Origin of the sequence: Halopseudomonas sabulinigri (assembly GCF_900105255.1) — a bacterium.
Classification (GTDB): Bacteria; Pseudomonadota; Gammaproteobacteria; order Pseudomonadales; family Pseudomonadaceae; genus Halopseudomonas; species Halopseudomonas sabulinigri.
The window spans coordinates 1,989,589-2,015,417 of sequence record NZ_LT629763.1 but is presented as its reverse complement, the minus strand read 5'-3'; the positions used below and the strand labels follow the sequence as shown (position 1 = coordinate 2,015,417).

Annotated in this window: 25 protein-coding genes; 20 read left to right on the top strand and 5 right to left on the bottom strand. The window is 60.6% G+C overall.

Translation table 11 applies throughout. From position 1 onward, the window contains the following. Nucleotides 1-89 precede the first annotated feature (89 nt). From BLU26_RS09045 to BLU26_RS09010, 8 genes are all read left to right on the top strand, one after another. Nucleotides 90-578 (top strand): MarR family winged helix-turn-helix transcriptional regulator, encoded by a 489-nt coding sequence (locus tag BLU26_RS09045; RefSeq protein ID WP_092285894.1) that lies wholly within the window; start codon nucleotides 90-92, stop codon nucleotides 576-578. Next, nucleotides 575-1,636: an HlyD family secretion protein gene (locus BLU26_RS09040; RefSeq protein ID WP_092285892.1), complete on the top strand. Its 1,062-nt coding sequence runs from the start codon at nucleotides 575-577 to the stop codon at nucleotides 1,634-1,636. Before BLU26_RS09045 ends, BLU26_RS09040 begins: the two co-directional genes overlap by 4 nt. 9 nt (nucleotides 1,637-1,645) lie before the next feature. Then, nucleotides 1,646-2,692, top strand: a complete 1,047-nt coding sequence (locus BLU26_RS09035; protein ID WP_092285890.1) for a DUF2955 domain-containing protein — start codon at nucleotides 1,646-1,648, stop codon at nucleotides 2,690-2,692. A 203-nt stretch (nucleotides 2,693-2,895) separates the two neighbouring features. Further along, on the top strand, nucleotides 2,896-3,597 hold the full coding sequence (locus BLU26_RS09030; protein WP_092285888.1) for an SDR family oxidoreductase: 702 nt from the start codon (nucleotides 2,896-2,898) through the stop codon (nucleotides 3,595-3,597). Between the two features lie 27 nt (nucleotides 3,598-3,624). Continuing rightward, complete coding sequence (locus BLU26_RS09025; RefSeq protein ID WP_092285886.1) at nucleotides 3,625-3,942, top strand: DUF6482 family protein; 318 nt, start codon at nucleotides 3,625-3,627, stop codon at nucleotides 3,940-3,942. After that, a complete protein-coding gene (locus BLU26_RS09020; protein ID WP_092285884.1) occupies nucleotides 3,936-4,328 on the top strand; it encodes a GFA family protein in 393 nt (130 codons plus the stop codon). The genes BLU26_RS09025 and BLU26_RS09020 overlap by 7 nt, the downstream gene beginning before the upstream one ends. A 385-nt stretch (nucleotides 4,329-4,713) precedes the next feature. Continuing rightward, a complete protein-coding gene (locus BLU26_RS09015) occupies nucleotides 4,714-6,588 on the top strand; it encodes a S41 family peptidase (RefSeq protein WP_092285882.1) in 1,875 nt (624 codons plus the stop codon). A gap of 272 nt (nucleotides 6,589-6,860) precedes the next feature. Then, on the top strand, nucleotides 6,861-7,910 hold the full coding sequence (locus BLU26_RS09010) for a DNA topoisomerase IB (protein ID WP_092285880.1): 1,050 nt from the start codon (nucleotides 6,861-6,863) through the stop codon (nucleotides 7,908-7,910). A gap of 7 nt (nucleotides 7,911-7,917) precedes the next feature. On the opposite strand, the gene BLU26_RS09005 is transcribed toward BLU26_RS09010, so the two are convergent. Continuing rightward, nucleotides 7,918-9,240, bottom strand: coding sequence for a substrate-binding domain-containing protein (locus tag BLU26_RS09005; RefSeq protein WP_092285878.1), 1,323 nt, complete (start codon nucleotides 9,238-9,240; stop codon nucleotides 7,918-7,920). Between the two features lie 353 nt (nucleotides 9,241-9,593). Here BLU26_RS09005 and BLU26_RS09000 point away from each other — a divergent pair, with 353 nt between their 5' ends. The 9 genes from BLU26_RS09000 to BLU26_RS08960 all read left to right on the top strand — a co-directional run bounded on the left by BLU26_RS09000 (nucleotide 9,594) and on the right by BLU26_RS08960 (nucleotide 18,449). Continuing rightward, nucleotides 9,594-10,442, top strand: coding sequence for an STAS domain-containing protein (locus BLU26_RS09000; protein WP_092285876.1), 849 nt, complete (start codon nucleotides 9,594-9,596; stop codon nucleotides 10,440-10,442). A 2-nt stretch (nucleotides 10,443-10,444) separates the two neighbouring features. After that, entirely contained in the window at nucleotides 10,445-10,807 is a 363-nt protein-coding gene (locus BLU26_RS08995) for an STAS domain-containing protein (RefSeq protein ID WP_092285874.1), read from the top strand. Next, a complete protein-coding gene (locus tag BLU26_RS08990) occupies nucleotides 10,804-11,208 on the top strand; it encodes an anti-sigma regulatory factor (protein ID WP_092285871.1) in 405 nt (134 codons plus the stop codon). Before BLU26_RS08995 ends, BLU26_RS08990 begins: the two co-directional genes overlap by 4 nt. Further along, nucleotides 11,205-12,209, top strand: coding sequence for a SpoIIE family protein phosphatase (locus BLU26_RS08985; RefSeq protein WP_092288426.1), 1,005 nt, complete (start codon nucleotides 11,205-11,207; stop codon nucleotides 12,207-12,209). Before BLU26_RS08990 ends, BLU26_RS08985 begins: the two co-directional genes overlap by 4 nt. Beyond that, complete coding sequence (locus BLU26_RS08980) at nucleotides 12,202-13,047, top strand: sensor histidine kinase (protein WP_092285869.1); 846 nt, start codon at nucleotides 12,202-12,204, stop codon at nucleotides 13,045-13,047. Before BLU26_RS08985 ends, BLU26_RS08980 begins: the two co-directional genes overlap by 8 nt. Next, the gene (locus BLU26_RS08975) at nucleotides 13,037-14,989 is read left to right on the top strand and encodes a response regulator (RefSeq protein ID WP_092285867.1); all 1,953 of its coding nucleotides are present in this window, start codon (nucleotides 13,037-13,039) and stop codon (nucleotides 14,987-14,989) included. The genes BLU26_RS08980 and BLU26_RS08975 overlap by 11 nt, the downstream gene beginning before the upstream one ends. Nucleotides 14,990-15,155: 166 nt before the next feature. After that, complete coding sequence (locus BLU26_RS08970; RefSeq protein ID WP_092285865.1) at nucleotides 15,156-16,604, top strand: TrkH family potassium uptake protein; 1,449 nt, start codon at nucleotides 15,156-15,158, stop codon at nucleotides 16,602-16,604. A gap of 39 nt (nucleotides 16,605-16,643) precedes the next feature. Further along, the gene (gene trkA, locus BLU26_RS08965) at nucleotides 16,644-18,023 is read left to right on the top strand and encodes a Trk system potassium transporter TrkA (RefSeq protein ID WP_092285863.1); all 1,380 of its coding nucleotides are present in this window, start codon (nucleotides 16,644-16,646) and stop codon (nucleotides 18,021-18,023) included. Between the two features lie 138 nt (nucleotides 18,024-18,161). Further along, nucleotides 18,162-18,449 (top strand): encapsulin-associated ferritin-like protein, encoded by a 288-nt coding sequence (locus BLU26_RS08960; RefSeq protein WP_092285861.1) that lies wholly within the window; start codon nucleotides 18,162-18,164, stop codon nucleotides 18,447-18,449. A gap of 45 nt (nucleotides 18,450-18,494) precedes the next feature. Here the strand turns inward: BLU26_RS08960 and BLU26_RS08955 are convergent, their stop codons facing one another. Then, entirely contained in the window at nucleotides 18,495-19,019 is a 525-nt protein-coding gene (locus BLU26_RS08955) for a glycine cleavage system protein R (protein WP_092285859.1), read from the bottom strand. A 65-nt stretch (nucleotides 19,020-19,084) separates the two neighbouring features. Beyond that, entirely contained in the window at nucleotides 19,085-19,969 is an 885-nt protein-coding gene (locus BLU26_RS08950; protein ID WP_092285857.1) for an HDOD domain-containing protein, read from the bottom strand. Between the two features lie 136 nt (nucleotides 19,970-20,105). On the opposite strand from BLU26_RS08950, the gene BLU26_RS08945 reads away from it, so the two are divergent. Continuing rightward, nucleotides 20,106-21,299, top strand: coding sequence for a class I SAM-dependent rRNA methyltransferase (locus BLU26_RS08945; RefSeq protein WP_092285855.1), 1,194 nt, complete (start codon nucleotides 20,106-20,108; stop codon nucleotides 21,297-21,299). A gap of 141 nt (nucleotides 21,300-21,440) precedes the next feature. Here the strand turns inward: BLU26_RS08945 and BLU26_RS08940 are convergent, their stop codons facing one another. Next, a complete protein-coding gene (locus BLU26_RS08940; RefSeq protein WP_092285853.1) occupies nucleotides 21,441-22,094 on the bottom strand; it encodes a histidinol-phosphatase in 654 nt (217 codons plus the stop codon). A gap of 169 nt (nucleotides 22,095-22,263) precedes the next feature. On the opposite strand from BLU26_RS08940, the gene rppH reads away from it, so the two are divergent. Together rppH and ptsP are read left to right on the top strand one after the other, a co-directional pair. Further along, nucleotides 22,264-22,752, top strand: coding sequence for an RNA pyrophosphohydrolase (gene rppH, locus BLU26_RS08935; protein ID WP_092285851.1), 489 nt, complete (start codon nucleotides 22,264-22,266; stop codon nucleotides 22,750-22,752). A gap of 2 nt (nucleotides 22,753-22,754) precedes the next feature. Beyond that, complete coding sequence (gene ptsP / locus BLU26_RS08930; protein ID WP_092285849.1) at nucleotides 22,755-25,022, top strand: phosphoenolpyruvate--protein phosphotransferase; 2,268 nt, start codon at nucleotides 22,755-22,757, stop codon at nucleotides 25,020-25,022. 21 nt (nucleotides 25,023-25,043) lie between these two features. On the opposite strand, the gene BLU26_RS08925 is transcribed toward ptsP, so the two are convergent. Then, the gene (locus BLU26_RS08925) at nucleotides 25,044-25,805 is read right to left on the bottom strand and encodes an NRDE family protein (protein WP_092285847.1); all 762 of its coding nucleotides are present in this window, start codon (nucleotides 25,803-25,805) and stop codon (nucleotides 25,044-25,046) included. Nucleotides 25,806-25,829 lie beyond the last annotated feature (24 nt).

Below are 25,829 nucleotides of genomic sequence, written 5' to 3'. Positions count from 1 at the left end.
AGCTTGCTAAATGTGTCGAGCGATTTAAAATAAGTGCTTAGCAAGCTAATCAATTTTCAGTTGATTGCCAGACTGATCTCGGAGACCGCATGAGCAAGCTGCCCGGCACACCCCCCTTTCTACATGAAACCCTCAAGCCCTCCATGGGCGCGGCGCTGGGCCGCGTGCATCGACTGTGGCGCGGTGCGATCAACCACGCGGTCGGCGAGCTGGGCATGACCGAGGCACGCTGGGCGGTGATGATGCACCTGGACAAGGTAGGCGAGGGCTGCACCCAGCAGGCGCTGGCCACTGAACTGGCCATAGAGATGCCGTCACTCACCCGCACCCTAAACCAGCTGGAAGCCCAGCAGCTGATCGAGCGTCGCCGCGATACGGCCGATCGCCGGGTGCACTGTCTGTGGTTTACCACGCAGGGCCGCGAGCAGGTGCGCTTGTTGGCCGTGCACATCGCCAAGGTACGTGAAGATATCTATCAAGGCTTGAGCGATCAGCAGCTCGATGCCTTTGCCGAGGTGCTGCTGACCATGGAGAGCAACGTCCGAAGCCTGCTGGCAACCAAGGAGGTAGCGCAATGACACCCGATCAGCTCTTTGCGCGCTGGGTGCGCGCGGCCCTGATTCTGTTTGCCCTGGCGTTTGGTTATTTTCTGGCGGCTGACCTGTGGATGCCGCTGACGCCGCAAGCGCGGGTGATGCATCCGGTGATTCGCGTAGCCCCGCAGGTGAGCGGTCAGGTGGTGGCGGTACCGGTGCGCGACAACCAGCATGTGCAGGCCGGCGAGGTGCTGTTCAGCATTGACCCGCGCCCCTATGAGTTGGCCGTGCAGCAGGCGCAGCTGACGCTGGAAGCCGCCGAGCGCGACAACACCGGTTACGACGCCTCACTGGCGGCGGCCGAGGCTGAAGTGCGTTCGGCGCAGGTTCAAGTCAACGAACTGGCACGTGAGCACAAACGGTTGAGTACGCTGGTGGCCAGCCGCAACGTGTCTCAGCAAATGTATGACCAGGCCCAGTCCAGTTATCAGGCCGCGCAATCCAACCTGGCCAGCGCCAAGGCCCGCGCCGAGCAACTGCGCGTGCAGCGTGGCCTCACCGATGAGGACAACCTGCGTCTGCGGCAAGCGCGTAACGACCTGGAACGCGCTGAGCTGAACCTGAGCTACACCGAGGTACGCGCGCAAACCGCAGGCGTGGTATCCAACCTGCAGATCAAACCCGGCACCTACGCCAGCGTTGGCAACTCCCTGGCCGCGCTGGTCAGTGATGAGGCGGATGTGATCGCCGACTTCCGCGAGAAGTCGCTGGTGCATCTGGCGCGGGGCGAATCGGCTGCCATCGTGTTTGATGCCTTGCCCGGGCAGGTATTTGCCGCGCAGGTTACCGCCGTGGATGCCGGCACCCAGCAGGGGCAATTGCTACCTGATGGCAACCTAGCCGCGCCGGAAACCTCGGATCGCTGGGTACGTGACGCCCAGCGCCAGCGCATTCACCTGCAGCTGGAGCAGCCGGAGGTGCTATCACAGCTGCCCTCGGGCGCGCGCGCCACGGTGCAGCTGTACCCGGTCGGCGGGTTGGCGCAGTTCTTCGGCAGTGTGCAGATCCGCTTGGTCAGCCTCATGCACTACATATACTAAGGCGCGGCCATGCGACCCATTCTGTTGATGAGCAAACGGCAGCTGGAAGCCAACGATGTACGCCAGTGCCTGCGCATCGCCTTTGGCGGCACCCTCGGTTTTGTGCTGTGCAAGCTGATGGGCTGGAACTACGGCGCCTTCTTTGTCGTGCAGCCGATTCTGTTGCTGGCCATGGTGCCCACGCTCAATGCGCATGTAATGCGCCAGTTTCTTGCCAATATGCTGATGGTGAGCTTTGCCGTGCTGGTGGTTCAGGGGCTGTTCGGCGACAAGCCGATCCCCATGATCATGCTGGTCGCGGCCATGTTTGCCTTGCTGTTCCGGCAGATGAGCCGTGGCAGTAACTTCCTGTTTGGCGCCATGTCGATCGTCAACATGTCGATGCAGCTGCACTTTGCCAGCTACCCCACGGCGGATATCGGCGATATCGTGGCCTCCAACATCGTCTCGGTCTTTACCACCCTGTTCATTGCCATGCTGATGCACGTGGTTTTTGCCGACGTTGCGCCACGCCAGCCCCGGCAGATGCCGCCCAAGCCGCTCACCAACCAGCGCCACGAGGTGATACTGGCCACCACGGTAGCCACCCTGTCGTTCATTGTCTTTCAGGTGTTCAACCTGCAAAGCGGGCTGTCGGCGCAGGTCGCCAGCATACTGGTGCTGTTCCCGCTGAACTGGAAAGGCGCCGGCCCGGCAGGCTGGAACCGCGCCCTGGGTACCCTGGTGGGATGTAACCTGGGCCTGGTGGTGCAGTTCGTGTTGATGGATCACTTCGACGTGCTGCCCTTTGTCGCCGTGGGCCTGTGGGTATGCCTGATGCTCTTCGCGCGCATTCACCTGCTGGAGGGCGGCACCGGCGCCGGTATGGCGGCACTCACCACCATGGCCATTCTGTTTGGTCAGTATCTGTCACCCCGTCAGGATCTTTTCTACAGCGACCTGTATCGCTTCTGGTCCCTGGCCATCGCGGTCACCTTGTCCCTGGGGGCGGTCTACCTGATGCACCTGCTGCTAAACCGCTTTGCCGCGACGCGCTTTCAGCTGCCGCCGGCGTAACGCAATTCAGCGTCGCTCCTGTTGTGTACAACTTGTGTATAGATTGTTGCGCCGTAAGGCGTTAGCGTGTATAGCCTGGGCGCCGCGGGTGATTGCACGTCGACCGCGTGACTGTGTACAACCTTGAACCCCCATCGCGAATGGCACTGGCCCGGGAGGGCGGTGTGGCTCGGTGAGGGCAGGGCAGGATGGGAGAATGCGGCATGCCGGCTTTGCAGTCGTTCGGGACAGATTACCGCGCCTTGGTGATTGGCAGTACTGGGGCGCTGGGGCGGGCGTTCTGTGCGCAGTTGCGGGCAGACCCCGGCTGCGCCCTGGTGACTGAACTCAGCCGCCAGTCCACGCCGGCGCTCGATCTTGCCGATCCGCCCAGCATCGCGGCGGCAGCTCAAGCGCTGGCCGGGCAGGGACCTTATCAGCTCATTCTGCTGGCCACCGGGCTGTTGCACGCGCCTGGTCTCGCGCCGGAAAAGTCAATGTCCGCCATCGAGGCAGATGCGCTGCAACGGGTATTTCAAGTCAACAGCCTGGGGCCGGCGCTGGTGATGCGGCATTTTTTACCGCTGCTGGACGCACGTGGCGCCCTGGCCGTACTCTCGGCCAAGGTGGGCAGCATCGAAGACAACCGCCTGGGTGGCTGGTACGCCTACCGCGCCTCCAAGGCCGCGCTCAATATGCTGCTCAAGACGGCGGCGATAGAGCATGCCCGCCAGCATCCCCAAGCGCGTTTACTCAGCCTGCATCCCGGCACGGTGATATCGCCCCTGTCGCAGCCCTTCCGTGGCGCGGCCAAGGCGCGGCCGGCCGCCCAGGCCGCGGCAGAACTGCTCAGGGTAGTGGATAACAGCACAGCAGCAGACAGCGGCGGCTTCTTCGCCTATAACGGAGAGCGATTGCCCTGGTAATCGGCGTTGGCAAACAGGAGGTGCCCAATGAACCTGCAACAACTGATCAAACTGGCCAGCGAGGGTCAGGTGCGTGAGCTTGAAGTGCTCTCGCTGGAAGGCGGCATTTATATCGTGCGCGCCCACCTGCTTAACGGCTGCCATACCCTGCAGGATGCGCGCGGCAATACCTTGCACCTGCGCTCCACCACGCACGTACGTGATCTGCTGCGCGATCTGCCAGCCGACCCACCGGCGCCACCCTGCGTATTGGTGCAACACGTAGTACACGATGAAATGTGCGGCGCCCGCCAGGGCGAGATCGCACCCCTGCGTATGCCGTTTTCGCTGGCGTCCGCATGGTAGCGGCGCAGGAAAGCGGCGCGCCAACCTTCAGCGGCGGCTGCCTCTGCGGCGCAGTGCGCCTGCTGGCCACCGGGCAACCCAACCGGGTTGGTTTGTGCCATTGCCACGACTGCCGCAAACACCACGGCGCGCTCTTCTACGCCGCCGCCATCTTCCCGCAAACCGCCGTCAGCGTCACGGGGGAGACCCACCACTACCAAGGCCGTCACTTCTGCCCGCGCTGCGGCTCTTCCGTGTTTGCGAGCAGCGGTGAGGAAGTTGAAGTGCATCTGGGGGCGCTGGACTCCACGGCGCAGCTAAAGCCTACTTACGAGGTGTGGGCCTGCCGGCGTGAGGCTTGGCTGCCGGATTTTGTGGGTGTTGAACGGTATGAGCTGGATAGGTAGTAGAGTGTTGCAGTAAATTGCTGTCTCGCGGCAGGAAGGCTTTCACGCGGAATAAACAACAATTACTGTTCATCTGCACCTGGTTACGCACCCGACAGTGTCATTCAGGAGGGTACGCGGTTCTGTGGATTGATAGCTCAACGGGATATGCACTGCAGGCGGGGCTGCAGTGCTTACTGATCGCTCCCTGGTGCTGCGCAAGAGCGGTTTGTACAGTGTGTTCTGTATTAGTTAGAAAAATGAGGTAGGCAGCAAATCCACTTTTTTCCAGCGCCTGAGCGGCAAGACTTGCTACGGTACTAGCGTTGGAGAGTTTAGGTTAAGGCCTCTAAAAAACGGTTGGCAAGGATGTTGCGCTGTATTGCGATCAAGATAAGGAATTCGGATGTATAAGCTATTTTCGGTACGACGCGTGGGTGCCGTTGCGGTCGGGGTGATTTTAACTGTCGCCGCTGGCTGTGCCCCGGTTAAACCCTCCTCCGGCTACAGCGCACAGCAGCGCGCTGCACGCGAAGCGCCCGCGACTTCGTTGGCTGAGCTCATTTACCTCGAAATGCAGGCAGTGCATCTAGAGCCACCCGCTTCGGACCAGATCCTCGGTACACGTATTGTTGAGGCGCTTGCAGCGCGCCTTGATCCAGATCGGCTCTATTTGCTGGAAAGCGATCTACAGGCCGCGGCCTCGACGGCATCTCAATGGCCGTCGCGTTATCGAGCAAACGATTTGGAATCTCCGCGCGAGTTGATTCGTCGCTTGCACCGTCGCGTTAAAGCCAGAGCGGCACTGGCGATTGATATGCTCTCCACGGAAAGCCTGTTCGAGAGTGTGACTGTACCAGTGGTGCCAGCTGACCGAGCATGGGCAGCCTCTATGGCGGAGCTTGAGTCTCGCTGGAAGGCGGTGTTGCAGCAGCAGGTTGCAAGCTCTGCCGAGCTGGGCTTAGACAGGCGAACCACTGTCGATGTGTGGTTATCGAGCTACGGCAAATTGCCTCAGGAGATGCTCGCCGAACATCCGGTTGATTCCTGTATGGACTGTATGCATGCGCTGGTGGCCGCCTACGACAGCGCCAGTACCTATTATCCGCAGCATGGCGTCAATTTCCAGCTTGGGCTGGTAGGTGTCGGTCTGACGTTGCGGCTAGTTGGTGATCGCACCGAGATAGTTAACATTGCTCCCGCTGGTCCGGCGTCGCGCGAAACGGGGCTGCGCCAGGGAGATATTATTTTGGCTGTAGGCGAGTCTGACACGCAGTTGCAGACGGTTCTCGGTTGGTCGCTTGATAAAACAGTCGAGCTGATACGCGGAAAAGCGGGTAGCACGGTTTTTCTGAAGGTAATACGGCTTAAGAAGGAGGCGCCGGCCGAGGTGTCGCTCATTGCACTTCGGCGCGAAGAGGTGCCGTTGCAAGAAGCGGCTGTCAGTGGGTCGCTGATCGAGAGCATTCGCGATGGCCGGTCCCGACGTGTCGGCGTGGTGCGGGTGCCGTCGTTCTACTTCGACTATCGAGCGCACCGGCGAGGCGATGCCAACCCTGCCAGTTCCGCTCGTGATCTCGGACGAGTACTCGCGGACTTGAAGGGGCAGGGCGCGGAAGCGATAGTGCTGGACATGCGTGGAAACGGAGGTGGGTCGCTCAAAGAGGCCGTGGACTTGACGGCCTGGTTCATGGCGCCCGAGACAGTGGTATTCATGCAGGGCCGGGACGACCGGACACAGCCGATGACGCCGGACGCGCAGGCGGTGGTCTATAATCAGCCGCTGGTGATTCTGCTCAATCGGAACTCTGCATCGGGTACAGAGCTTTTCGCCGCGGCCCTTAGGGATCGAGGCCGTGCCGTTCTGGTTGGTGAGGGCACTTGGGGTTCAGGGCTGGTTCGCTATCCGCATCAGCTGGCTAACAGGCCGCATACTGGGATCTCCCAGCCAGGAGAATTGTACATCACTGTCGCCCGACTCTATCGGGTTGACGGCGAAGGGATTCAATTAACCGGGCTCAAGCCTGATTTGCTACTGCCCTCTGATTTACCGCTGATGCGCAAGCCCGATCCGTTGGCGCTTCCTGCGAAATCGATTGCGGTTGCTCCGCCGCCGACGATGGGCCTGAAACCCTCTGCGTTTGCGACGCTGCAGGACTTGCATGCAGCTCGATTAGCCGCAGCCGGGCCTGACAGTGACGATACCGACAGCTTCTGGCTAGAGCAGGCGGTAGAAGTCGCAGTTGATCTCGCAATGCTGGGCAAGGATGAGAGCCGATAGGCCAGTTTTGATTTTATAGTCACAGGGTCGGGTAACCCGGTGAGAAGTGATTCGGGTAAGTGGAGTCAAAAAATCTCATTTGACTTCACTTACCACACTCCCACACTGGCATGGCTCAATTTTGCCGACGGCATGAGGTTGCAGCTACTTTTTCTCCAAATCGACCGCTGCCTGCCGGTCAGCATCAATTTCCCTAAAACCCTCCGGCACCACCGCCCACCCATGCGGTCAATCAGATATTCCCATTTGATTAACCGCAGGAAAACCACGCCATGCCCGATTCCGCGTTGCAAGCCGATCTGCCTCGCGACCTTCACTATGTCGACGACTCCCAGCCCGGCATCCGCCGCAAGAAGGTGCGCGGCAAGTTTCAGTACTATGACCCCGAGGGTGAGCGCATCAACGATGCGGATGAGGTGAAGCGGCTGAATGCGCTGGCGGTGCCGCCGGCCTATACCGATGTGTGGATTTGTGCTGATCCGCGCGGGCACCTGCAGGCTACTGGGCGCGATGCCAAGGGGCGCAAGCAGTACCGTTATCATCCGCGCTGGCGCGAGGTGCGTGATATGGACAAATACTCGCGGCTGCAGGAGTTCGGCAAGGCGCTGCCCAAGCTGCGTAAACAGCTGGAGACGCAAATTGCCGAGCGCGGATTCAGCCGCGAGAAGGTGCTGGCCACCGTGGTGATGCTGCTGGATGCGACGCTGATTCGCGTGGGTAATACGCAGTACGCGCGGGAGAACAAATCCTACGGGCTGACCACGCTGCGCACGCGGCATGTGGAGGTGCACGGCAGCGAGATACGGTTTCATTTTCGCGGCAAGAGTGGGGTGGAGCATGAGGTCGGCGTGAAGGACAAGCGCATGGCCAGGGTGGTCAAGCGCTGTCAGGAGCTGCCGGGGCAGAATCTGTTCCAGTATGTGGACGAGGAGGGCGAGCGGCACAATGTCAGTTCCTCCGACGTGAATGCTTACCTGCACAGCCTGACCGGAGCGGATTTTACCGCCAAGGATTACCGCACCTGGGCGGGCACAGCCATGGCGTTGGCGGTGCTGCGGGAGCTGGAATGGCAGCCGGAGTCAGAGGCCAAACGGCATGTGGTGGCCATGGTCAAGGAGGTGGCTCGCCAGTTGGGTAACACCCCCGCGGTGTGCCGCAAGTGCTATATCCATCCCAAAGTGCTGGAGCATTTCAGTCTGGGCGAGCTGTCCAAGATGCCGAAGCCGCGGGTGCGCAAGGGGCTCAAGGCGGAAGAGGTTGCACTGGCGATGTTTCTGGAGCGCCTGGCGGCAGCGGAGCCGAAGAAGGCCAAGACTGGCTGAACCGCGGCTAGCGCTGCACCCAAATCTCTACGCGGCCATTGCGCTGTTCACCGCTGTCGCCGCCGCCCGACGCTACCTGCATGTAGTGGCCGTAACCGGTGTGGCCCTGTACCTGGGTGCCGAGCTCACGTAGCGCTTTGCTGACCGATAAGGCGCGCAACTCTGAGATCATCTGCGCGCGCAGTTCGTCGTTTTGTTGATCGGCAAAGCCGATCAGCATCAGGTCGCGTCCGCTTTTGCCGCTTTGCTGCAGGTAATCCTGAATGCGCAGCAGGTCCCGTTGTGCCTTGTTATCCAGGCGGGTGCGGCCTTCGGCGAAGCGAATGTTGACCGAGAGGCGTTGATAGTGCTCGGTCAGGCGCTTGAAGGTGTCAGGCACGCTGGCGTCGTACACCGGGTCTACGGCGAACGGGGTTTGCGCGAAGAAGCCGGTGGTGCCGGCCAGTTCCTGGCCGGCCTGGCTTTGGGCAAAGTCGATAAAGGCCTGCGCCAATGGCGGCGTATTGGCGCCGGCGGTGTACAGATAAAGACGGCGTGACAGGGGGTAGTCTTCCGTGGCTACCGAGAGCTTGTTGGGTTTGAGCGCCGGGGCATTGCCGTCGGCTATCGCCAGCAGTTTGCTGTTGCGCACCGAGGCAAAGCCGGCAAAGCCGATGCCCGCGGGATCGGCGCTGACGTCGTCAGACAGTTGATCGTTGGACTCGTAACGTTTTGCCTGCTCGCTCAGGCTGTACTTACCGGCCAGTACCAGCGACTTGAAGGTATCCCAGGTGCCTGACTGGTCGTCGCGGGCGTAGAGATGGATGGCGCGGTCGGGCCCGCCAAGGGCGCTCCAGTTGCTGATCTCGCCGGCAAAGATGCGCGCCAGGGTGTCGATGCTCAGCTGGTTTACCGGATTGGACGGGTGAACCAGCACCGCCAGACCGTCGATGACTATAACGTGCTCGCTGGCGGCGCTGACCAGGTCGGCCCGGCTGGCCATGGCGGCGATTTCCTTATCGGTGACGCGGCGTGAGGCGGCCCAGATATCAGCCTTGTTGGCTGCCAGCGCGGCATAACCGGTGCTGGTGCCGTGTGCGGCCACCAGCACCGACAGCGGCTCGCCGTCGCGCAGGGTGCTGAGCACGGTCTCGTTGGCGGTGCCGGTGCCTTTGGTCGTGACCGCGGTCCCGCTCAGTTGCTGCAGAAAGGCAGTCATCAGGGTGGGGGCCAGTGTGGCACCGATGGTGTTGGAACCGTGAATCTCCAGCTGATGCGCGGTGACGTTGCCGGGCAGACAGACGAGGGCTAGCCAGAGAGAGTACAGAAAGCGTCGGTTAACTGAGCGCATTGGTTACCTTGTGTGCAGGGCGGGCGGATTGGGAGGCCAATAGAATGCGACAGAAAGGTGGCGATAACGTTACAGTGCCATGACTTTTAAGTGTTGCTGCGTCAGCTCGGGAGTAATAGGCGGGTTGTCACTGTCTGAAACTCGCGTGCGGCGGCGCGGCTGGCTGACGCCCAGCTGAGCTGATCGGTTCCAGCCGGCGCTGGCGGGTCTTTTCAGTGAGCTGTGGTGGTTCGGAATCGGGTGCAATTTGCCTGACTTCGGCAGTACCATGGCCGGGATCGCTTTGGGCTGGCGCTCTATGCTACAAAGCCCGGCAGGCAGAATGGATTAATCTCACATACGAGAATGGACGAATGTCAAAATTGGATAAAAGTGCTATCGATGCGCTGCTCAAGCAACAAGCCGAAGTTCAATCGGCCTGGATCGAGGGGCTTGAGGAGAGTGGTTCTTCCAGAGGGGTGCGGCCAGAAGAGTTGCGCAAACAGACCTCTGGATTTCTGGCCCTGTTTGCTGACGGCGCTGCGAACGCCGGCACCCAGTGGAACGCCAGCGGCTGGAGTGAAACACGTGAGTTTCTTGAGAAGCTATCGCACAGCCGCGCGCTACAGGGCTTTGACGCCCAGCAGACGGCCAGCTTTATTTTCTCGCTGAAGCGGCCAGTATTCGATGTGCTGCAACGCAAGGCAGAACTGGATCCGGTGACCCTGACGACCAATATCACTAGCCTGTCAGAGCTGCTGGACTCCATGGGCCTGTTTACCGCAAGCACTTTCCAGAAGGCCCGTGAATCCGTTATCAAGCGCCAACAGGAAGAGTTGTTGGAGCTCTCCACGCCGGTGGTCAAGCTGTGGGACGGCATCCTGGCGCTGCCCATGATTGGCACCCTGGACTCCCAGCGTACCCAGGTGGTGATGGAGTCGCTGCTGCAGCGCATTCTGGACACCGGTTCGGAAATCGCCATCATCGACATCACTGGCGTGCCGACGGTCGACACTCTGGTTGCTCAGCACCTGCTGAAAACCGTCACGGCTATTCGCCTGATGGGCGCTGACTGCATTATCAGCGGCGTGCGTCCGCAGATTGCTCAGACCATTGTGCATTTGGGGCTGGATCTGGAAGGTATTGTGACCAAGGCCAATCTGGCCGATGCCTTTGCGCTGGCGTTGAAGCGCGCAAATCTGACTGTTACCAAGGCGAGCTGATCATGGAGCGTATTCCTATACTGAGGATGGGTGAGTATCTGCTGGTCACCGTTCAGGTAGAGATGCACGACCAATTGGCGCTTACCCTGCAGGAAGACCTGGCCACGCGTATCAGTGAGACAGCGGCGCGTGGGGTGCTTATCGATATTTCCGCGCTGGAAATCGTCGACTCTTTTATCGGGCGAATGATCGCCAACATTTCAGGACTATCCAAGATCATGGATGCGCAAACGGTGTTGGTGGGCATGCAGCCGGCAGTCGCTATCACGCTGGTTGAGCTTGGATTGAATTTACCAGGTGTAGCTACCGCAATGGATGTAGACCGTGGAATGCAGTTGCTGCGCGCAAAAGTGCAGCAGCAATGAACATACTGGATGAAGGAACCCAACCCATCCGTACCGAGCAGGATATCGTCATGGCGCGTCAGCTTTGCCGCAAACTGGCTCAGGATTGCGGCTTGCGGCTGGTAGCACAAACCAAGCTGGTTACCGCCGTCAGTGAGTTGGCACGTAATACGCTTATACACGGTGGCGGGGGCGATATGGCCTGGCAGGTGCTGGAAGAAGGCATGCGCAAGGGCTTGCGCGTGGTGTTTACGGATCAAGGGCCAGGCATTGCCGACATGGACCTGGCGATGACCGACGGCTGGACCTCGGGCAGCGGTTTGGGCCTGGGGCTCACCGGCTCCAAACGTCTGGTCAATGAGTTCGATATTGAGACTGCATTGGGCGAAGGCACGCGCATTTCGATCGTCCAATGGAGCTGAACATTGGCGGAAGCCTCACTGACGTCATCGTGATTGAGGAGGAAAGTCAGATCGGCCAGGCGCGGCGTTGTGCCAAACAACTGGCCGAGATGGCCGGTTTTGACCAAAACGACGCCGGCCGCGCCGCGCTGGTAGCAACCGAGCTCACCAGCAATATTCGCAAGCACGCCGGCGGCGGCGAGTTGCATTGCCGAGTATTGGTTTTGCCTGGCGGCAATTGTGTTGAACTGGTCGCCATCGACCGGGGCCCCGGCTTTGATCTCCACCGTTGCCTGCGCGATGGCTATTCGACCGGTGGCACTCAGGGTGAGGGTTTGGGGTCTATTTCCAGGCAGTCACAGTTGCTGGACGTCTTTGCTGATGAACGTGGTGCCGTTGTGCTGGCACGTGTATGCCCTGCCGGGGTCAAAGACGTGCGCTTTGGCATCAATCAGCATGCGTTGAAGGGCGAAACCGCTTGCGGCGATACCTGGCAGTTCAGCGTGAGTGGCAAGAAGCTGAGCGCGCTGGTGATTGACGGGCTGGGCCATGGCGAAGAGGCAGAGGCGGCGGCGCGCGCGGGGCGCGAGATTTTCGCTGCGCGGCCATTCGACAGTCCTGATGCGCTGATGGCTGCCCTGCACCGGGGCATGACTGGTACGCGGGGTGGCGCGGCGGCCATCGCACAATATGAAGGCGATAGTGGCAATTTGCAGTTCTCAGGTATTGGCAACATAGGTGCGCGGTTGCTGTCGCCGGTTAACTCGCGTGGGTTGGTGTCCTATCCCGGCATCGTCGGTGGTCAGTTCCGCAAGATGAATACCTTTGTCTACCCGGAGGCAAGTGGACAATTGCTGCTGATGTACAGCGACGGTCTGCAGACACGTTGGGACATCAATGATTACCCCGGCCTGCTTTTGCAGCACCCTGCGACCATTACCGCGGTGCTGCACCGGGACTTTTGCCGCGGCCGGGATGATGTCACCATCATGGCTATCGATCTGGAGTTGGCCCATGGCTGAATCAACCGAACTTATGCGTCTGCAGGCAGAAAATGCCTCACTGCGGCAGGAACTTGAAGAAACCAACCAGGGCGTGCTGGCGCTCTACGCCGAGTTGGATACCCAGGCGCTTCAGCTCAAGCAGGCGTCCGAGCTGAAGAGCCGCTTCCTGTCGTATATGAGCCACGAGTTTCGCACGCCATTGGGTTCTATATTGAGCATTACCGGCTTGCTCAGAGATCAGTTGGATGGCCCGCTCAATGATGAGCAGCAGAAGCAAGTGGTGTTTGTCAGAACCTCGGCGCAGGAGTTGACCGAAATGGTCAATGACTTGCTCGACCTGGCCAAGATCGAGGCGGGGCGGATTACCATATCGCCAGGCTGGTTCGACATGTTCGACCTGTTTGCTGCCCTGCGCGGTACATTCAGACCGATTGTCGACAGTGAGTCGGTAGACCTGGTGTTTGAAGAACCGGTTGGCATCACTAGGCTGTTTACCGATGACAAGAAGCTGGCGCAGATTCTGCGCAATTTTATTTCCAACGCCCTTAAATTTACTCTCCGTGGTGAAGTGCGCGTGTCAGCGCAGTTGGTGGGTGAAAACGAGGTGCGCTTTGCCGTGAGTGACACGGGCATCGGCATTCCCGAAGAACTGCACGGGCAGTTGTTCGAGGACTTTGTGCAAATCGACTCACCGTTGCAGAAGCGCCTTCGCGGCACGGGCCTTGGCTTGTCACTGTGCAAGCGTTATGCGGAGTTGCTGGGTGGCAGTGTGGGGGTAGAGAGCAATCCGACGGTGGGCTCGACCTTCTACCTTGTCATGCCGGTGTCGCCAAGCGGGGAGGAAGATGATGAGTGAGCGACACCTGCTGATAGTAGACGATAACGCAGCAACGCGTTACGCCATGCGCAGACGGCTGGAAAGTCACGGCTACCGTGTGATCGAAGCGGGTAATGGCGCGGATGGGTTGGCACTGATTGAGGCGAACGGGCTGGATGCAGTGATCCTGGATGTCAATCTGCCTGATATGAGCGGCTTTGATATCGCCCGGCGTTTGCGCGCCGCTCCGCGCACGGCGTTGCTGCCCGTGATCCATGTTTCAGCCGCCTCCATTGATACCCGCGATATCATTTCCGGACTGGATGCGGGCGCCGATGCCTATCTGGTGCATCCGATAGACCCCGATGTGCTGTTGGCCACCTTGGGCACCCTGTTGCGGGTACGCGATACCGAAACCGCGCTGAAGGAGCGGGAAGAGCATTTCCGCGAGATATTCGAAAACATCTCCGCGCCCATTGTGGTGGTGGATTCCTCCCTCAATATTCATAACCGAAACCAGGCTTTCACCCGACTTGCCCTTGATTGCACGGGCGACGAGTTGGACGACTGCATGGTGAAAGATCAAGATGCTACCCTGGATATTGTGCGCGAAGTGATTCGCAACCGTGGTCGCTGGAGTGGCTTGCTGTCCATGCTGGGTGAGGAATCGGATCGCACTACCCAGTGGCAGGTCGCGCCATACCGGGCGCCCGACCTGTCGTTCATTTTTATTGAGGATGTCACCGAGCGGCTGCACAAACAGCGCAGCCAGGAAGAGTTGCTGGCCACTGTCAGTCAGCAGTTGCGAGCTGAAGTCCAAGAGCGTCAGCGCACTGAGGCTCAGCTGCTGCAGGCCAGCAAGATGGATTCGTTGGGCAAGCTGACCGGCGGCATAGCCCACGATTTCAACAATCTTCTGACCAGTGTGATGATGAGCCTCGAGCTGGTCATCGAGCGCGTAAACAGCGGTAAATACGAGCAGATTCAACGCTATGCCGAAGGCGCGTTGCAGTCGGCCAAGACTGGCTCGGCGCTGACACACCGCCTGCTTGCCTTTGCTCGGCAGCAGCCGCTTGCTGCCAGTTCGGTCGATCTTAACGCGCTGGTTGTTTCGCTGGAGGATTTTATCCGTCGCTCGGTGGGCGAGAATGTCAGCCTGGTGCTGGATCTTTCGCCGGTGCCAGCCATTGCCCACGTTGATGCCAGTCAGCTGGAAAGTGCGCTGATCAACCTGGTGATTAACGCCCGGGACGCCCTGCCCGAGGGTGGCGAGATCCGTATCAGCACCCAGTTGCTGGATGTGAGCGGCGATGCTGAACTGACCGATGGACGCTACGTCGCGGCGCGCGTGCGAGACAACGGCACCGGCGTGGCGCCGGAGGTGTTGGATAAGGTGTTCGATCCTTTCTTTACCACCAAGCCAACCGGCAAGGGGACCGGGCTGGGTCTGTCCATGCTGTATGGCTTTGCTGGGCAGTCGGGCGGTATTGCGCGCATGCGCAGTGAGCTCGGACGCTTTACCGAAGTGACGCTGTGGTTACCGGCGGGCGAGACGCTGTCGGAAGAGGTAGTGGCCGATACGCCCCGTGCTGTGGCCGCTACCGCAGCACATGTGTTGATCGTGGACGATATAGCCGCCGTCAGCGTGGTGCTGCGCGAGACCCTGCTGGATGCCGGCTATCGATGCTCTACTGCCGAGAGCGCTGAAAGCGCGCTGGAAGTACTCCAGGCCGATCCGTCCATTGATTTGCTGCTGACCGATATTGGCCTGCCGCGCATGAACGGCAAGGAGTTGGCCAAGCACGCGCGCGCCGCACGGCCCGAGCTGCCGGTTCTTTTCATGACGGGCTATGCCGAAAGCGCCAAGAACCGGGTGAAATTCACCGAGCCCGGCATGGACATCATGCTCAAGCCTTTCAGTACCGCCGAGTTGCTGGGCAAGGTCGCCATGCTCTTGGGCAGGGACGAAGGGGCTGGCTGAGGCAGACCAGGCCGTGGCCCTGTTTGGGCGGGGTGGTTTGCGACGGCCAGCCCCGTTGCAGGGCCTCTTGAGCAACTCAAAAACCTTGTCGATGCAGTAAAGATTAACGGCGTGGTGCCACGGCTTTGGCTATCATGAGCAGACGGTTTTCGAGGTAGGCCAGTACATGTTGCGGTTTGTACGTCCGGTATTGTTTGTCTGCGGGATTCTGATTCTGATCATGTCGGGCCTGATGGCCTGCGTGGCGGCGTTCGCCTGGTGGCGGCAGGATCCGGAGATGGAGGTTTTTCTGATCTCCTGCGGCATTACGCTGAGTTGCGGCCTGTTCCTGGTGTTCAGTTGCCGTACGCCCGGCTTTCACCTTATTTCCCGCCAGCTGTACCTGCTGACCAGCCTCAGCTGGGTGCTGTTGTCGCTGGTCGGCGCCTTGCCGTTGTTCTTCAGCCACTTTCAGCTTAGCGCGGTGGATGCCGTGTTTGAGGCGGTCTCGGGGATTACCACCACCGGCTCTACGGTGCTCAGCGGCATTGAACACCTCGCGCCCAGCCTGCTGCTGTGGCGCTCGCTGCTGCAGTGGCTGGGCGGCCTGGGTGTGATCGGCATGGCGGTGTCGATTCTGCCGTTTCTGCGTATTGGCGGCATGCGGCTGTTTCATACCGAATCGTCCGACTGGTCGGACAAGTCGATCCCACGTATTCAGTCCCTGGCGCGCCTGCTGGTCGTCACCTATCTCACGCTGACTGTCGCCTGTACTACCAGCTACTGGCTGGTGGGCATGACGCTGTTTGATGCCATCAACCATGCCATGGCAACGGTATCGACCGGCGGCTTTGCTACCGATGACCGCTCCATGGGCCGCTTTGATGCACCGGTGCTCTGGGTTTCTACCCTGTTCATGATCCTCAGTGCGTTGCCCTTTACCCTGTTGATTGCCTTTGCCCGGCGGCCATCGCTGATGCTGTTCAAGAACCAGCAGGTGCTGGGGTTTCTGGGTATTTTGCTGGCCGTGACCCTGTTGTTGACCATCGACCTGATCGACCTGAACCTGTTTACGCCCTACCAGGCGGTTACCGAGGCGGCTTTCAATCTGGTGTCGGTCATCACCACTACCGGGTTTGCCGCGGGGGATTACACCCAGTGGGGGACCTTCAGTATTGCGCTGTTTTTTGTGGTGACCTTTATTGGCGGCTGCTCGGGGTCGACCAGCGGCGGCATGAAGGTGTTTCGCTTCCAGCTCAGCTACCTGTTCCTGCGCACACAAATCCGCAAGCTGATTCACCCCAACGGCGTGTTCGTGACTCAGTACAACGGCAAGCCGGTGCAGGACGACATCATTCTGTCGGCCATTGCCTTTTCGTTTCTGTTCTTCGTCACGCTGGCGGTGGTGACGCTGCTGTTGGCGACGATGGGGCTGGATCTGTTGACCAGCCTTACCGCTGCGGCCACGGCGCTGACCAACGTGGGCCCTGGGCTGGGTGAAATTATTGGGCCGGCGGGCAACTTTGCCAGCCTGCCGGACGCCGCCAAGTGGTTGCTGTCGCTGGCGATGCTGATGGGGCGCTTGGAACTGTTGACGCTGATGGTACTCTTTACTCCCATGTTCTGGCGCGGCTGAGATGGCGCGCGGCTGGGGTAACACACTGGGGGAGTGTCGATGCGAATCATAGTCTTGGGTGCCGGGCAGGTGGGCCGTAGTCTGGTCGAACACCTGGCCGGTGAAGCCAATGACATTACGGTGGTCGATATCGACAAGCAGCGACTGCAGATGGTGCAGGAGCGCTTTGACGTAAAGGTGCTGTGTGCGCCGGCCTCGCATCCGGTCACGCTGTCACGGGCGGGCGCGGAAGATGCCGATATGCTGGTGGCCGTGACCAACAGCGATGAAATCAACATGATTGCCTGTCAGGTCGCGCAATCGCTGTTCAATGTGCCGCGCAAGATCGCCCGCGTGCGTGAGCCGGGCTACATGGAGCAGGGCAAGGCGCTATTCGCCAAGGTGGCGGTGCCGGTGGACGTGCTGATCAACCCCGAGGCGCTGGTCACGCAGCATTTGAAAAAACTGATTCGTTACCCCGGCGCACTGCAGGTGATCAATTTCGCCGGCGGCCGGGCGCAGCTGGTGGCGCTGCGTGCGCTGCCGGGTGGCGCGCTGGTGGGGCACGAAATCTCGGCGCTGCGCGATCTGCTACCCTCGGTGGAAATTCGGGTAGCGGCCATCTTCCGTCGCGACCGCTCGGTAGTGCCACGCGGCGATACCGTGATCGAGGAAGGCGACGAGGTGTTCTTCGTGGCCGCCAAATCGGACATTCGGGCGGTCATGACCGAATTGCGCCGCCAGGAAAAGCCCTACAAGCGCATCATCATCGCCGGTGGCGGCAGCATAGGTGCGCGCCTGGCACAGACGCTGGAAAGCGATTACCGGGTCAAACTCATCGAGCACGATCTGCCGCGCTGCCAGTGGCTGTCGCAGCAGTTGCAGCGCACCACGGTGCTGCACGGTAGCGCCTCGGACCGGGAACTGCTGATCGAGGAAAGCATTGAGGCGACCGATGTGTTTCTGGCGGTCACTAATGACGATGAAGCCAACATCATGGCGTCTATGCTGGCCAAGCGAATGGGCGCGCGTACGGTGATCACCCTGATCAGCAACCCGGCCTACGCTGAGCTGGTGCAGGGCGGCGCCATCGACATTGCCATCTCGCCGCAACAGGCAACCATCGGCGCGCTGCTGACCCATGTGCGCAAGGGTGATGTGGTGGCGGTGCATTCGCTGCGCCGTGGCGCCGCAGAGGCAATGGAAGCGGTGGCCCATGGCGACGCCCAGAGCTCACAGGTGGTGGGGCGGCGTCTGGATGAACTGGCCTTGCCCTCGGGTACTGTGGTGGGCGCCGTGGTGCGTGGCGAGAACGTCATCATCGCCCACGACAGCACCGTAATCGAAGACGGCGACCATCTGATTGTGTTTGTGCCAGACCAGCGTGATGTGCCCGCGGTGGAACGGCTGTTCCAGGTGGGGCTGACCTTTTTGCTGTGACCGAGCGGCCGCGTGAAACTCTTGCGGCGCGGTGGCTTTGGCCCCACCCATCTTTCAATTCGGCAGCCTGGCTGCCGGTTAATCAAGGCCGCCATAGAGGGGCCTGTGTAATCCGTGAACGTCCTGAGGAGATAGGCTATGTCGAACGAAGGTTATCATGAACCCGTTGCCGAGCTGAGCGATGAAACCCGCGATATGCACCGCGCCGTGGTATCACTGATGGAAGAACTGGAAGCGGTGGACTGGTACAACCAGCGCGTCGATGCGTGCAAGGATGAAGAGCTCAAGGCGGTGCTGATCCATAACCGCGATGAAGAAAAGGAACACGCCGCGATGACCATCGAGTGGATTCGTCGGCGCGACCCGGTGTTCGATGAACAGCTGCGCGACTATCTGTTTACCGAGAAGAAACTCGGCAAGCATTGAGTGACGCCGAGGCCCGCGTGCTTTGCGCGGGCCAGCGTAGGCTCACTACTGGGGATGGGGCAGGTCCTGCAGTTCGACCATCAGGTCATCCGCCAGATTCTCCAGTGCATCGCGCAGCGCATCCAGGTCGGTCTGCGGGTACACGCCCAGCTGCGCTTCGGCCTTGAACAACAGGTCGGCGCTCATCGGCGCGGGTACGCACTCGGTTTCCAGCGATTCGACGTTAACGCCGTGGCTGGCCAGCACCTGAGATACTTCGTGCACAATACCGGGGCGGTCGTTACCGACCAGGTTGAGCAGCAGTGTTTGCTGCTCCGGCGCATCGGCCAGGCCGCTGACGGCCACTTGTACGTTGATGCCCAGGTGGGTAAGCCCATCCAGCTCTACGCGCAGCGCCTCAACCTTGTCGCTGTCGATATCAACACGCAAAATCCCGGCAAATTGACCGGCCATACGGGCCATGCGGCTTTCCAGCCAGTTGCCGCCGTGCTGATTGATGGCCTGAGCCAGGCTTTCAACCAGGCCAGGTTTGTCGGCGGACATTACGGTGATCACGAGCGGGGTGGTCATGCGGTCTCTCCTGTGAAGCGGCAGATGGCAGTGTGCGAAAGTGGCCCCTGGGGGCGCAGCGTGGGTCAGTCCTGGTAGTAGCGACCTTCGCCGGTAGCGGTCAGTTCCTGGCAGATGGCTTCGAGGTTCTCAAAGTCGTACTCGGACAGGCCGACGTATTCGAGAATGGCGTGACCTACGGCGTTCCATTCGTGATCGACCTTCTGGTTGCCGAGCACGCGATAGGCCTGGCAGATGTGCTCGGCCATTTTCAGAATGGCCAGCAGGTTTTTCTGAGTGGCGTCGCCGCTGCCGGGCGCGAGGAACAGCTGTTGCGCGTTGTGGTGGCTGGCGATGGCCTCGCACAGATGGCGCGGCAGCAGCCAGGATTTGGCGGTGTAGTAGCCGATCACCGCGTGGTTGGTGTTCATACGCTGGTTTTCAATATCGACGATACGTGCCTGATCCTGCGCGTAGGAATCTTCCATTACCTCGATGTAGTAAGGGAAGCGGCTGAGCATCAGCGGGATACCGCAGTTATGAAACAGGCCCAATGCGTAGGCTTCATCGGGTTCGACGCAGCCAATGCGCTTGGCCAGCGTCATGCAGGTCATGGCGATATCCTGCGCGCTATCCCAGAAGCGGTTGAGGTTGACGATGTTTTCATCGGTCAGCTCGCCGCGAATGGACTGCGCGTTGACGATATTGATGACCCGGCTGACGCCCAACAGATTGACCGCCTGCTGAATCGAGGTGATGCGGTTGGCCAGACCAAAGAACGGCGAGTTGACGATCTTCAGCAGGCTGCCGGATAGCCCCGGGTCCTGGCTGATCAGCCGGGCGATGGCCTTGAGGTCAGGGTCGGGCATGACCTGCTCCATCTGCAGGTCAACCATGATCTGCGGCTGGGGCGGCACGCTGATGCCTTGCAGCGCGCTGGTTATTTGCTGATCCGTTAGCTCCGTGGTCATGGTCTGAGAGTCCAGTCCTGTCTCATGTGTCTGACTGTCGAGTTTAGCCGGAGACTAGCGCGCTTGGCACCCTGTATAATCGCCCGCTGGCGACATTTTTCTGCTGAATCCGACCGTCCGACTGGAGTACCCCCCCATGACACTGCCAAGCCTGCGTCTTAAACACAATGCCGACAGACGCATTCGCGGAGGCCATTTGTGGGTCTTCAGTAACGAGGTGGATACCGCCCAGACGCCGCTGACCGAGCTGCAGGCCGGCCAGGAAGTGCAGCTGGAAACCTCGACCGGCAAGCCGCTGGGCCTGGTGTGCGTGAGCCCCAACAACCTGATCTGCGCCCGTCTGCACAGCCGTGACAGCAGCCACGTGCTGGACAAGTCACTGCTGGTGCACCGCTTCAAGGTGGCGCTGAGCCTGCGCGAGCGGCTGTTCGACAAGCCATTCTACCGCTTGGTGTACGGCGAATCTGACCTGCTGCCGGGCCTAGTAGTTGATCGATTTGGCGATTATTTTGTGGTGCAGATTGGTACACCCGGGATGGAGCGCGTGCGTGACGACGTAGTCGCGGCGCTGGTGCAGGTGTTCAAGCCGCAAGCGGTGCTGTTCAAGAATGACAGCGGCGCACGCAAGCTGGAGGGCCTGGAGTCCTACGTGGCAGATGCGTTCGGCGTGATGCCAGAGCTGGTCGCGCTGGAAGAGAATGGCGTGGCTTTTCAGGCGCCGGTGCGTGACGGTCAGAAAACCGGCTGGTTTTACGATCACCGCGCCAATCGCGCGCGGCTGGCGCCCTATGTGGCGGGCAAGCGGGTGTTGGACCTGTACAGCTATATCGGCGGCTGGGGCGTTCAGGCCGCGGCTTTCGGTGCCAGCGAAGTGATGTGTGTCGATAGCTCTGCTCCGGCGCTGGACCGCGTGGAGGCCAACGCCGAGCTCAATGGCGTGGCGGAAAAAATGGTGGTGGTAGAAGGCGATGTGATGGCTGCGCTGAAGGAGCTGAAAAACGCCGGTGAGCGCTTTGATGTGGTTATCGCTGATCCGCCGGCCTTCATCAAGAAGCGCAAGGACATCCGCAACGGCGAAGCGGCGTACCGGCGCTTGAACGAGCAAGCCATGCGTTTGCTCAACAAGGACGGTATTCTGGTCTCGGCGTCCTGCTCGATGCACCTGGAAGAAGACAAGCTGAAAGAAGCCCTGCTCGGCGCCAGCCGCCACCTGGACCGCAACTTGACGATCACCGAGCGCGGCTTTCAGGGCGCCGACCACCCGCTGCATCCGGCAATCCCTGAAACCGGTTACATCAAGTCGTTGTTCTGCCGGGTGACGCCCGTCTGAGGACGGGCAGCCGCAAGCTACAAGCTACAAGCAAGGCGAATGATGCTTGATGTTGTTTGCTTGGGTTGGCTCGGTACTTCCTGCGGCTAGCAACCATAAGCCAGCACAGATCTGCTTGCCGCTTGTAGCTTGCCGCTGGGGTCAGCGCAAGCTGATGATCGGCCAGCCCTGCGCTTCAGCGTGGGCCTTGAGCGTGTCGTCCGGATCAACGGCCACCGGGTGGTCAACCATGCTCAGTAGCGGCAGGTCGTTGTGTGAGTCGCTATAGAAGTAACTCCCCTCCAGTGAGCGATTGTTTTCCAGCAGCCAGCGTTGCAGGCGCGTTACCTTGCCTTCACGGAAGCAGGCAACGTCGGTAGTACGGCCGGTGTAGCGCTGGCCATCGCGCTCGCATTCGGTGGCCAGCAGGATGTCAATGTCCAGTGCGCGGGCGATGGGGGCGGTAATGAAGCGGTTGGTGGCGGTGATGATCATCAGCGTATCGCCGGCCGCCCGGTGCTGCTCGATCAGCTCGCGCGCCTTGGGCAGCATGATCGGCATGATCTTCTCGGCCATGAACTGCTGGTGCCAGGCATCCAGCTGCTCGGGTTCGTGCTCGCCCAGCAGTTGCAGGCAAAAGTTCAGATACACCTGAATATCCAGCTTGCCGGCCAGATAGTCATTGAAGAAGCGGTCATTCTGGGCCTGATAGGCCTCCGGGTCGACGATGCGCTGGGCAACGATGAATTCACCCCAGGCGTGGTCACTGTCGCCGCCGAGCAGCGTGTTGTCGAGATCAAAGATGGCAAGGCTCAAAAGAGGCTCCTGAAGGGTCGGATTCCGGAATTAGAACAGCCGCTAGGATAATCGACTGATCGCATAAATGCGCTCCCGCTTTGCAGCGGCGGGATTGCCGGTTTCTGCAATTGCTGCCTCAGGCGTCTTTGTGGAACAATGCGGAAGATATAAAAGAAGGATACTGGCTGTGATTGACCCCGATGGTTTCAGACCCAATGTAGGCATCATCCTGACCAATGAGTTGGGGCAGGTGCTTTGGGCCAGGCGTATCGGGCAGGACTCCTGGCAGTTCCCGCAGGGCGGCATTCAGCGCAATGAGAGCCCCGAGCAGGCGCTGTACCGTGAGTTGCACGAAGAAGTAGGCCTGTTGCCTGAAGATGTGGAAATCCTGGCGTGTACCCGAGGCTGGTTGCGTTACCGCCTGCCGCAGCGGCTGATCCGCAATCATTCGCAACCGATCTGCGTGGGCCAGAAGCAGAAGTGGTTTTTGCTGCGCCTGACCGCAGAGGAACACCGGGTTTGCATGACCAAGACCGCAAAACCGGAGTTCGATGGCTGGCGTTGGGTCAGTTACTGGTATCCTTTGGGGCAGGTGGTTCCATTCAAGCGTGATGTCTACCGGCGGGCCATGAAAGAGCTGGCGCCCCGGCTGCTCACCAGTCTTCCGGGTTGTTGAATATGCTCAACACGCTGCGTCGAATTGTTCAGGAGGTCAACTCTGCCAGAGATCTGGCAGCCGCTCTGGACATTATCGTGCAGCGGGTTCGTGAGGCCATGGGCACCGAGGTGTGCTCGGTTTATCTGCTCAATCCCGAGATCGGCCGTTACGTACTGATGGCCACCGAAGGTCTCAACAAGGATGCGGTCCGCGCCGTGACCCTGGCCACCAACGAAGGTTTGATCGGTTACGTGGGTACCCGCGAAGAACCGGTCAACCTCGAAGACGCCGCTTCCCACCCGCGCTTTCGCTACTTTGCCGAAACCGGCGAAGAACGCTATGCCTCTTTCCTTGGTGTGCCCATCATTCACCACCGCCGCGTCATGGGCGTGCTGGTTATTCAGCAGAAAGAGCGCCGTCAGTTCGATGAGGGCGAAGAAGCCTTTCTGGTCACCATGAGCGCGCAACTGGCGGGCGTTATTGCCCACGCGGAAGCCACCGGCGCCATCGGCGGGCTCGGCTGGGGCGGCGAAGTGGTACAGGACACGCGCTTCGACGGCGTTGCTGGTGCCCCCGGGGTTGCCATAGGCCATGCCGTGGTAATACTGCCGCCAGCCGACCTCAAGGCCGTGCCAGACAAGCAGGCCAAGGATATCGAGGCCGAAATTCGGCTGTTCCGCGGCGCACTCGACAGCGTGCGCGCCGATATGCAAACGCTGTCCAGCAAGCTGTCCAGCCAGTTGCGGCCGGAGGAGCTGGCGCTGTTCGACGTCTATCTGATGATGCTGGACGACGCTGCCCTGGGTAACGAGGTGATCAAGGGTATTCGTGCCGGCCAGTGGGCCCAGGGGGCGCTGCGCGAAGTGGTCAGCGCCCACGTCGGTCGCTTTGAATTGATGGATGATCCCTATCTGCGTGAGCGCGCGGCCGATGTGAAAGACCTGGGCCGCCGTATTCTGGCCTACCTGCAGGCGGTGGGGCAGCAGGATCTGGTGTTTCCGGAACATACCATTCTGGTCAGTGAAGAGCTGTCGCCGGTGATGCTGGGCCAGGTACCCAAGGAGAAGCTGGTCGGCCTGGTTTCGGTGCTGGGCTCGGGTAGCTCGCACGTAGCCATTCTGGCCCGCGCCATGGGAATTCCCACGGTGATGGGGGCGGTCGATCTGCCCTATACCCGGGTAGACGGTATGGAGCTGATCGTCGATGGCAACCGCGGCGAGGTCTATACCAACCCGTCGCACGAGCTGAGACGTCAGTATCTTGAGCTGGTGCGCGAAGAGCGTGAGCTGGTGCAGGGGCTGGAGAAACTGCGCGATGTGCCCTGCGTCACCCCCGACGGGCATCGCATGCCGCTGCTGGTGAACACCGGCTTGTTGGCCGATGTGGCGCGCTCGCTGGACCGTGGCGCCGAGGGCGTGGGGCTGTATCGCACCGAAGTGCCCTTCATGATTCAGGATCGCTTTCCCAGTGAGAAGGAGCAGCAGGCTACCTATCGCGAGCAGCTCGAAGCCTTTCATCCACTGCCGGTGACCATGCGCTCGCTCGACATTGGCGGCGACAAGGCGCTGACCTATTTCCCGATCAAGGAGGATAACCCCTTCCTCGGTTGGCGGGGGATTCGGGTTACCCTGGATCACCCCGAGATTTTCCTGGTGCAGACCCGCGCCATGCTCAAGGCCAGTCAGGGCTTGAACAATCTGCGCATCATGCTGCCGATGATCAGTAGTCTGTTCGAGGTGGAAGAAGCGCTGCACCTGATTCACCGCGCCTACGGTGAAGTGCTGGATGAGGGCGTGGATGTGCCCATGCCGCCGGTGGGTGTGATGATCGAGGTGCCCGCCGCCGTGTATCAGGCGCGCGAGCTGATCCAGATGGTCGATTTTCTATCGGTTGGCACCAACGACCTGACGCAGTATCTGTTGGCAGTGGATCGCAACAACCCACGCGTGGCGGACCTTTACCATTCGTTGCATCCCGCGGTGCTGCAGGCTTTGCTCAAGGTCGCCGCAGCCTGCCGGGAGGCCGGCAAGCCGATGAGTGTGTGCGGCGAGATGGCCGGTGATCCGGCGGCGGCTGTGTTGCTGATGGCGATGGGCTGCGATGTGCTGTCGATGAACGCGACCAACCTGCCCAAGGTGAAGTGGTTGCTGCGTCAGATCAAACTGACTGACGCCAAGGCGCTGCTGGATGAGGTGATAGAGCTTGATAACCCGCATCTGATTCTCAGCACCCTGCACCTGGCATTGCGCCGTATGGGGCTTGGCAAGGTACTTAGTCAGGCGCGCTGAGCGGCGTGTGCACTAGCGGCCTCATGGGCCTGGCTGTAACCACCGACTTTCCCCCTGGGGCTCTCCCAGTGGGCCAAAACGCTGCTCAATCAACTCCACTTCACCCGCGGTGTGCAGTCGTAACAGGCTGCAGGCGCGCGTACCGTAATCCTGATTGCCCCGGATGAAGGCTGCCGACAGCATGCGCTCCAGATCGCGGTTAACGCCGGTGTTGGGTAGCAGTGCATCGGCATAAATTTGGTCGTCGTGCAGCAGCGACAGCAGGCGGTCGGCGCCGGCTTCGTGCTGCGCAGCCAAACGGTCACGCAGGGCGCTCAATTTCGGCCAGGGCGTATCCAGCGCCGCATTGGACAGTCCGTATACGCCGGCGGGCAAGCGCCGTGGCCGGCCTTCCAGGCTGTTGAGGTACCACAACAGCTCACGGTCGCCGACCAACAGGTTGAAGCCCGCGTAATCGCTCGCTTCGGCGCTCAAGGGTGCCAAGTACCGCTCGGGCGAGAGGGCGCTGTCGAGGTAGTCGAGCACCAGTTTGCCGCGCGACAGCGGTCCACGCATGGCGCCGGGCGTGCGGATGTTGGTCAGCGCGGCGAAGCGACCGTTGCGGGTAACGCCAAGCCAGGTGCCGCCAGCTTCCAGATCCTTGCCGGCGAGCAGATACGGCATGCCTTCTGCGGCCCACGGCTGCGCCGGACGGGCGGGGCGTTGGTGAAACTCGTCACGGTTGCCGATCAGGGTCAGCGGGTATTGCTCGGCCATCTGCCAGGCCAGGGCGATCAGACACATGCAGCTCTCCTGTTGAGGTGCCCA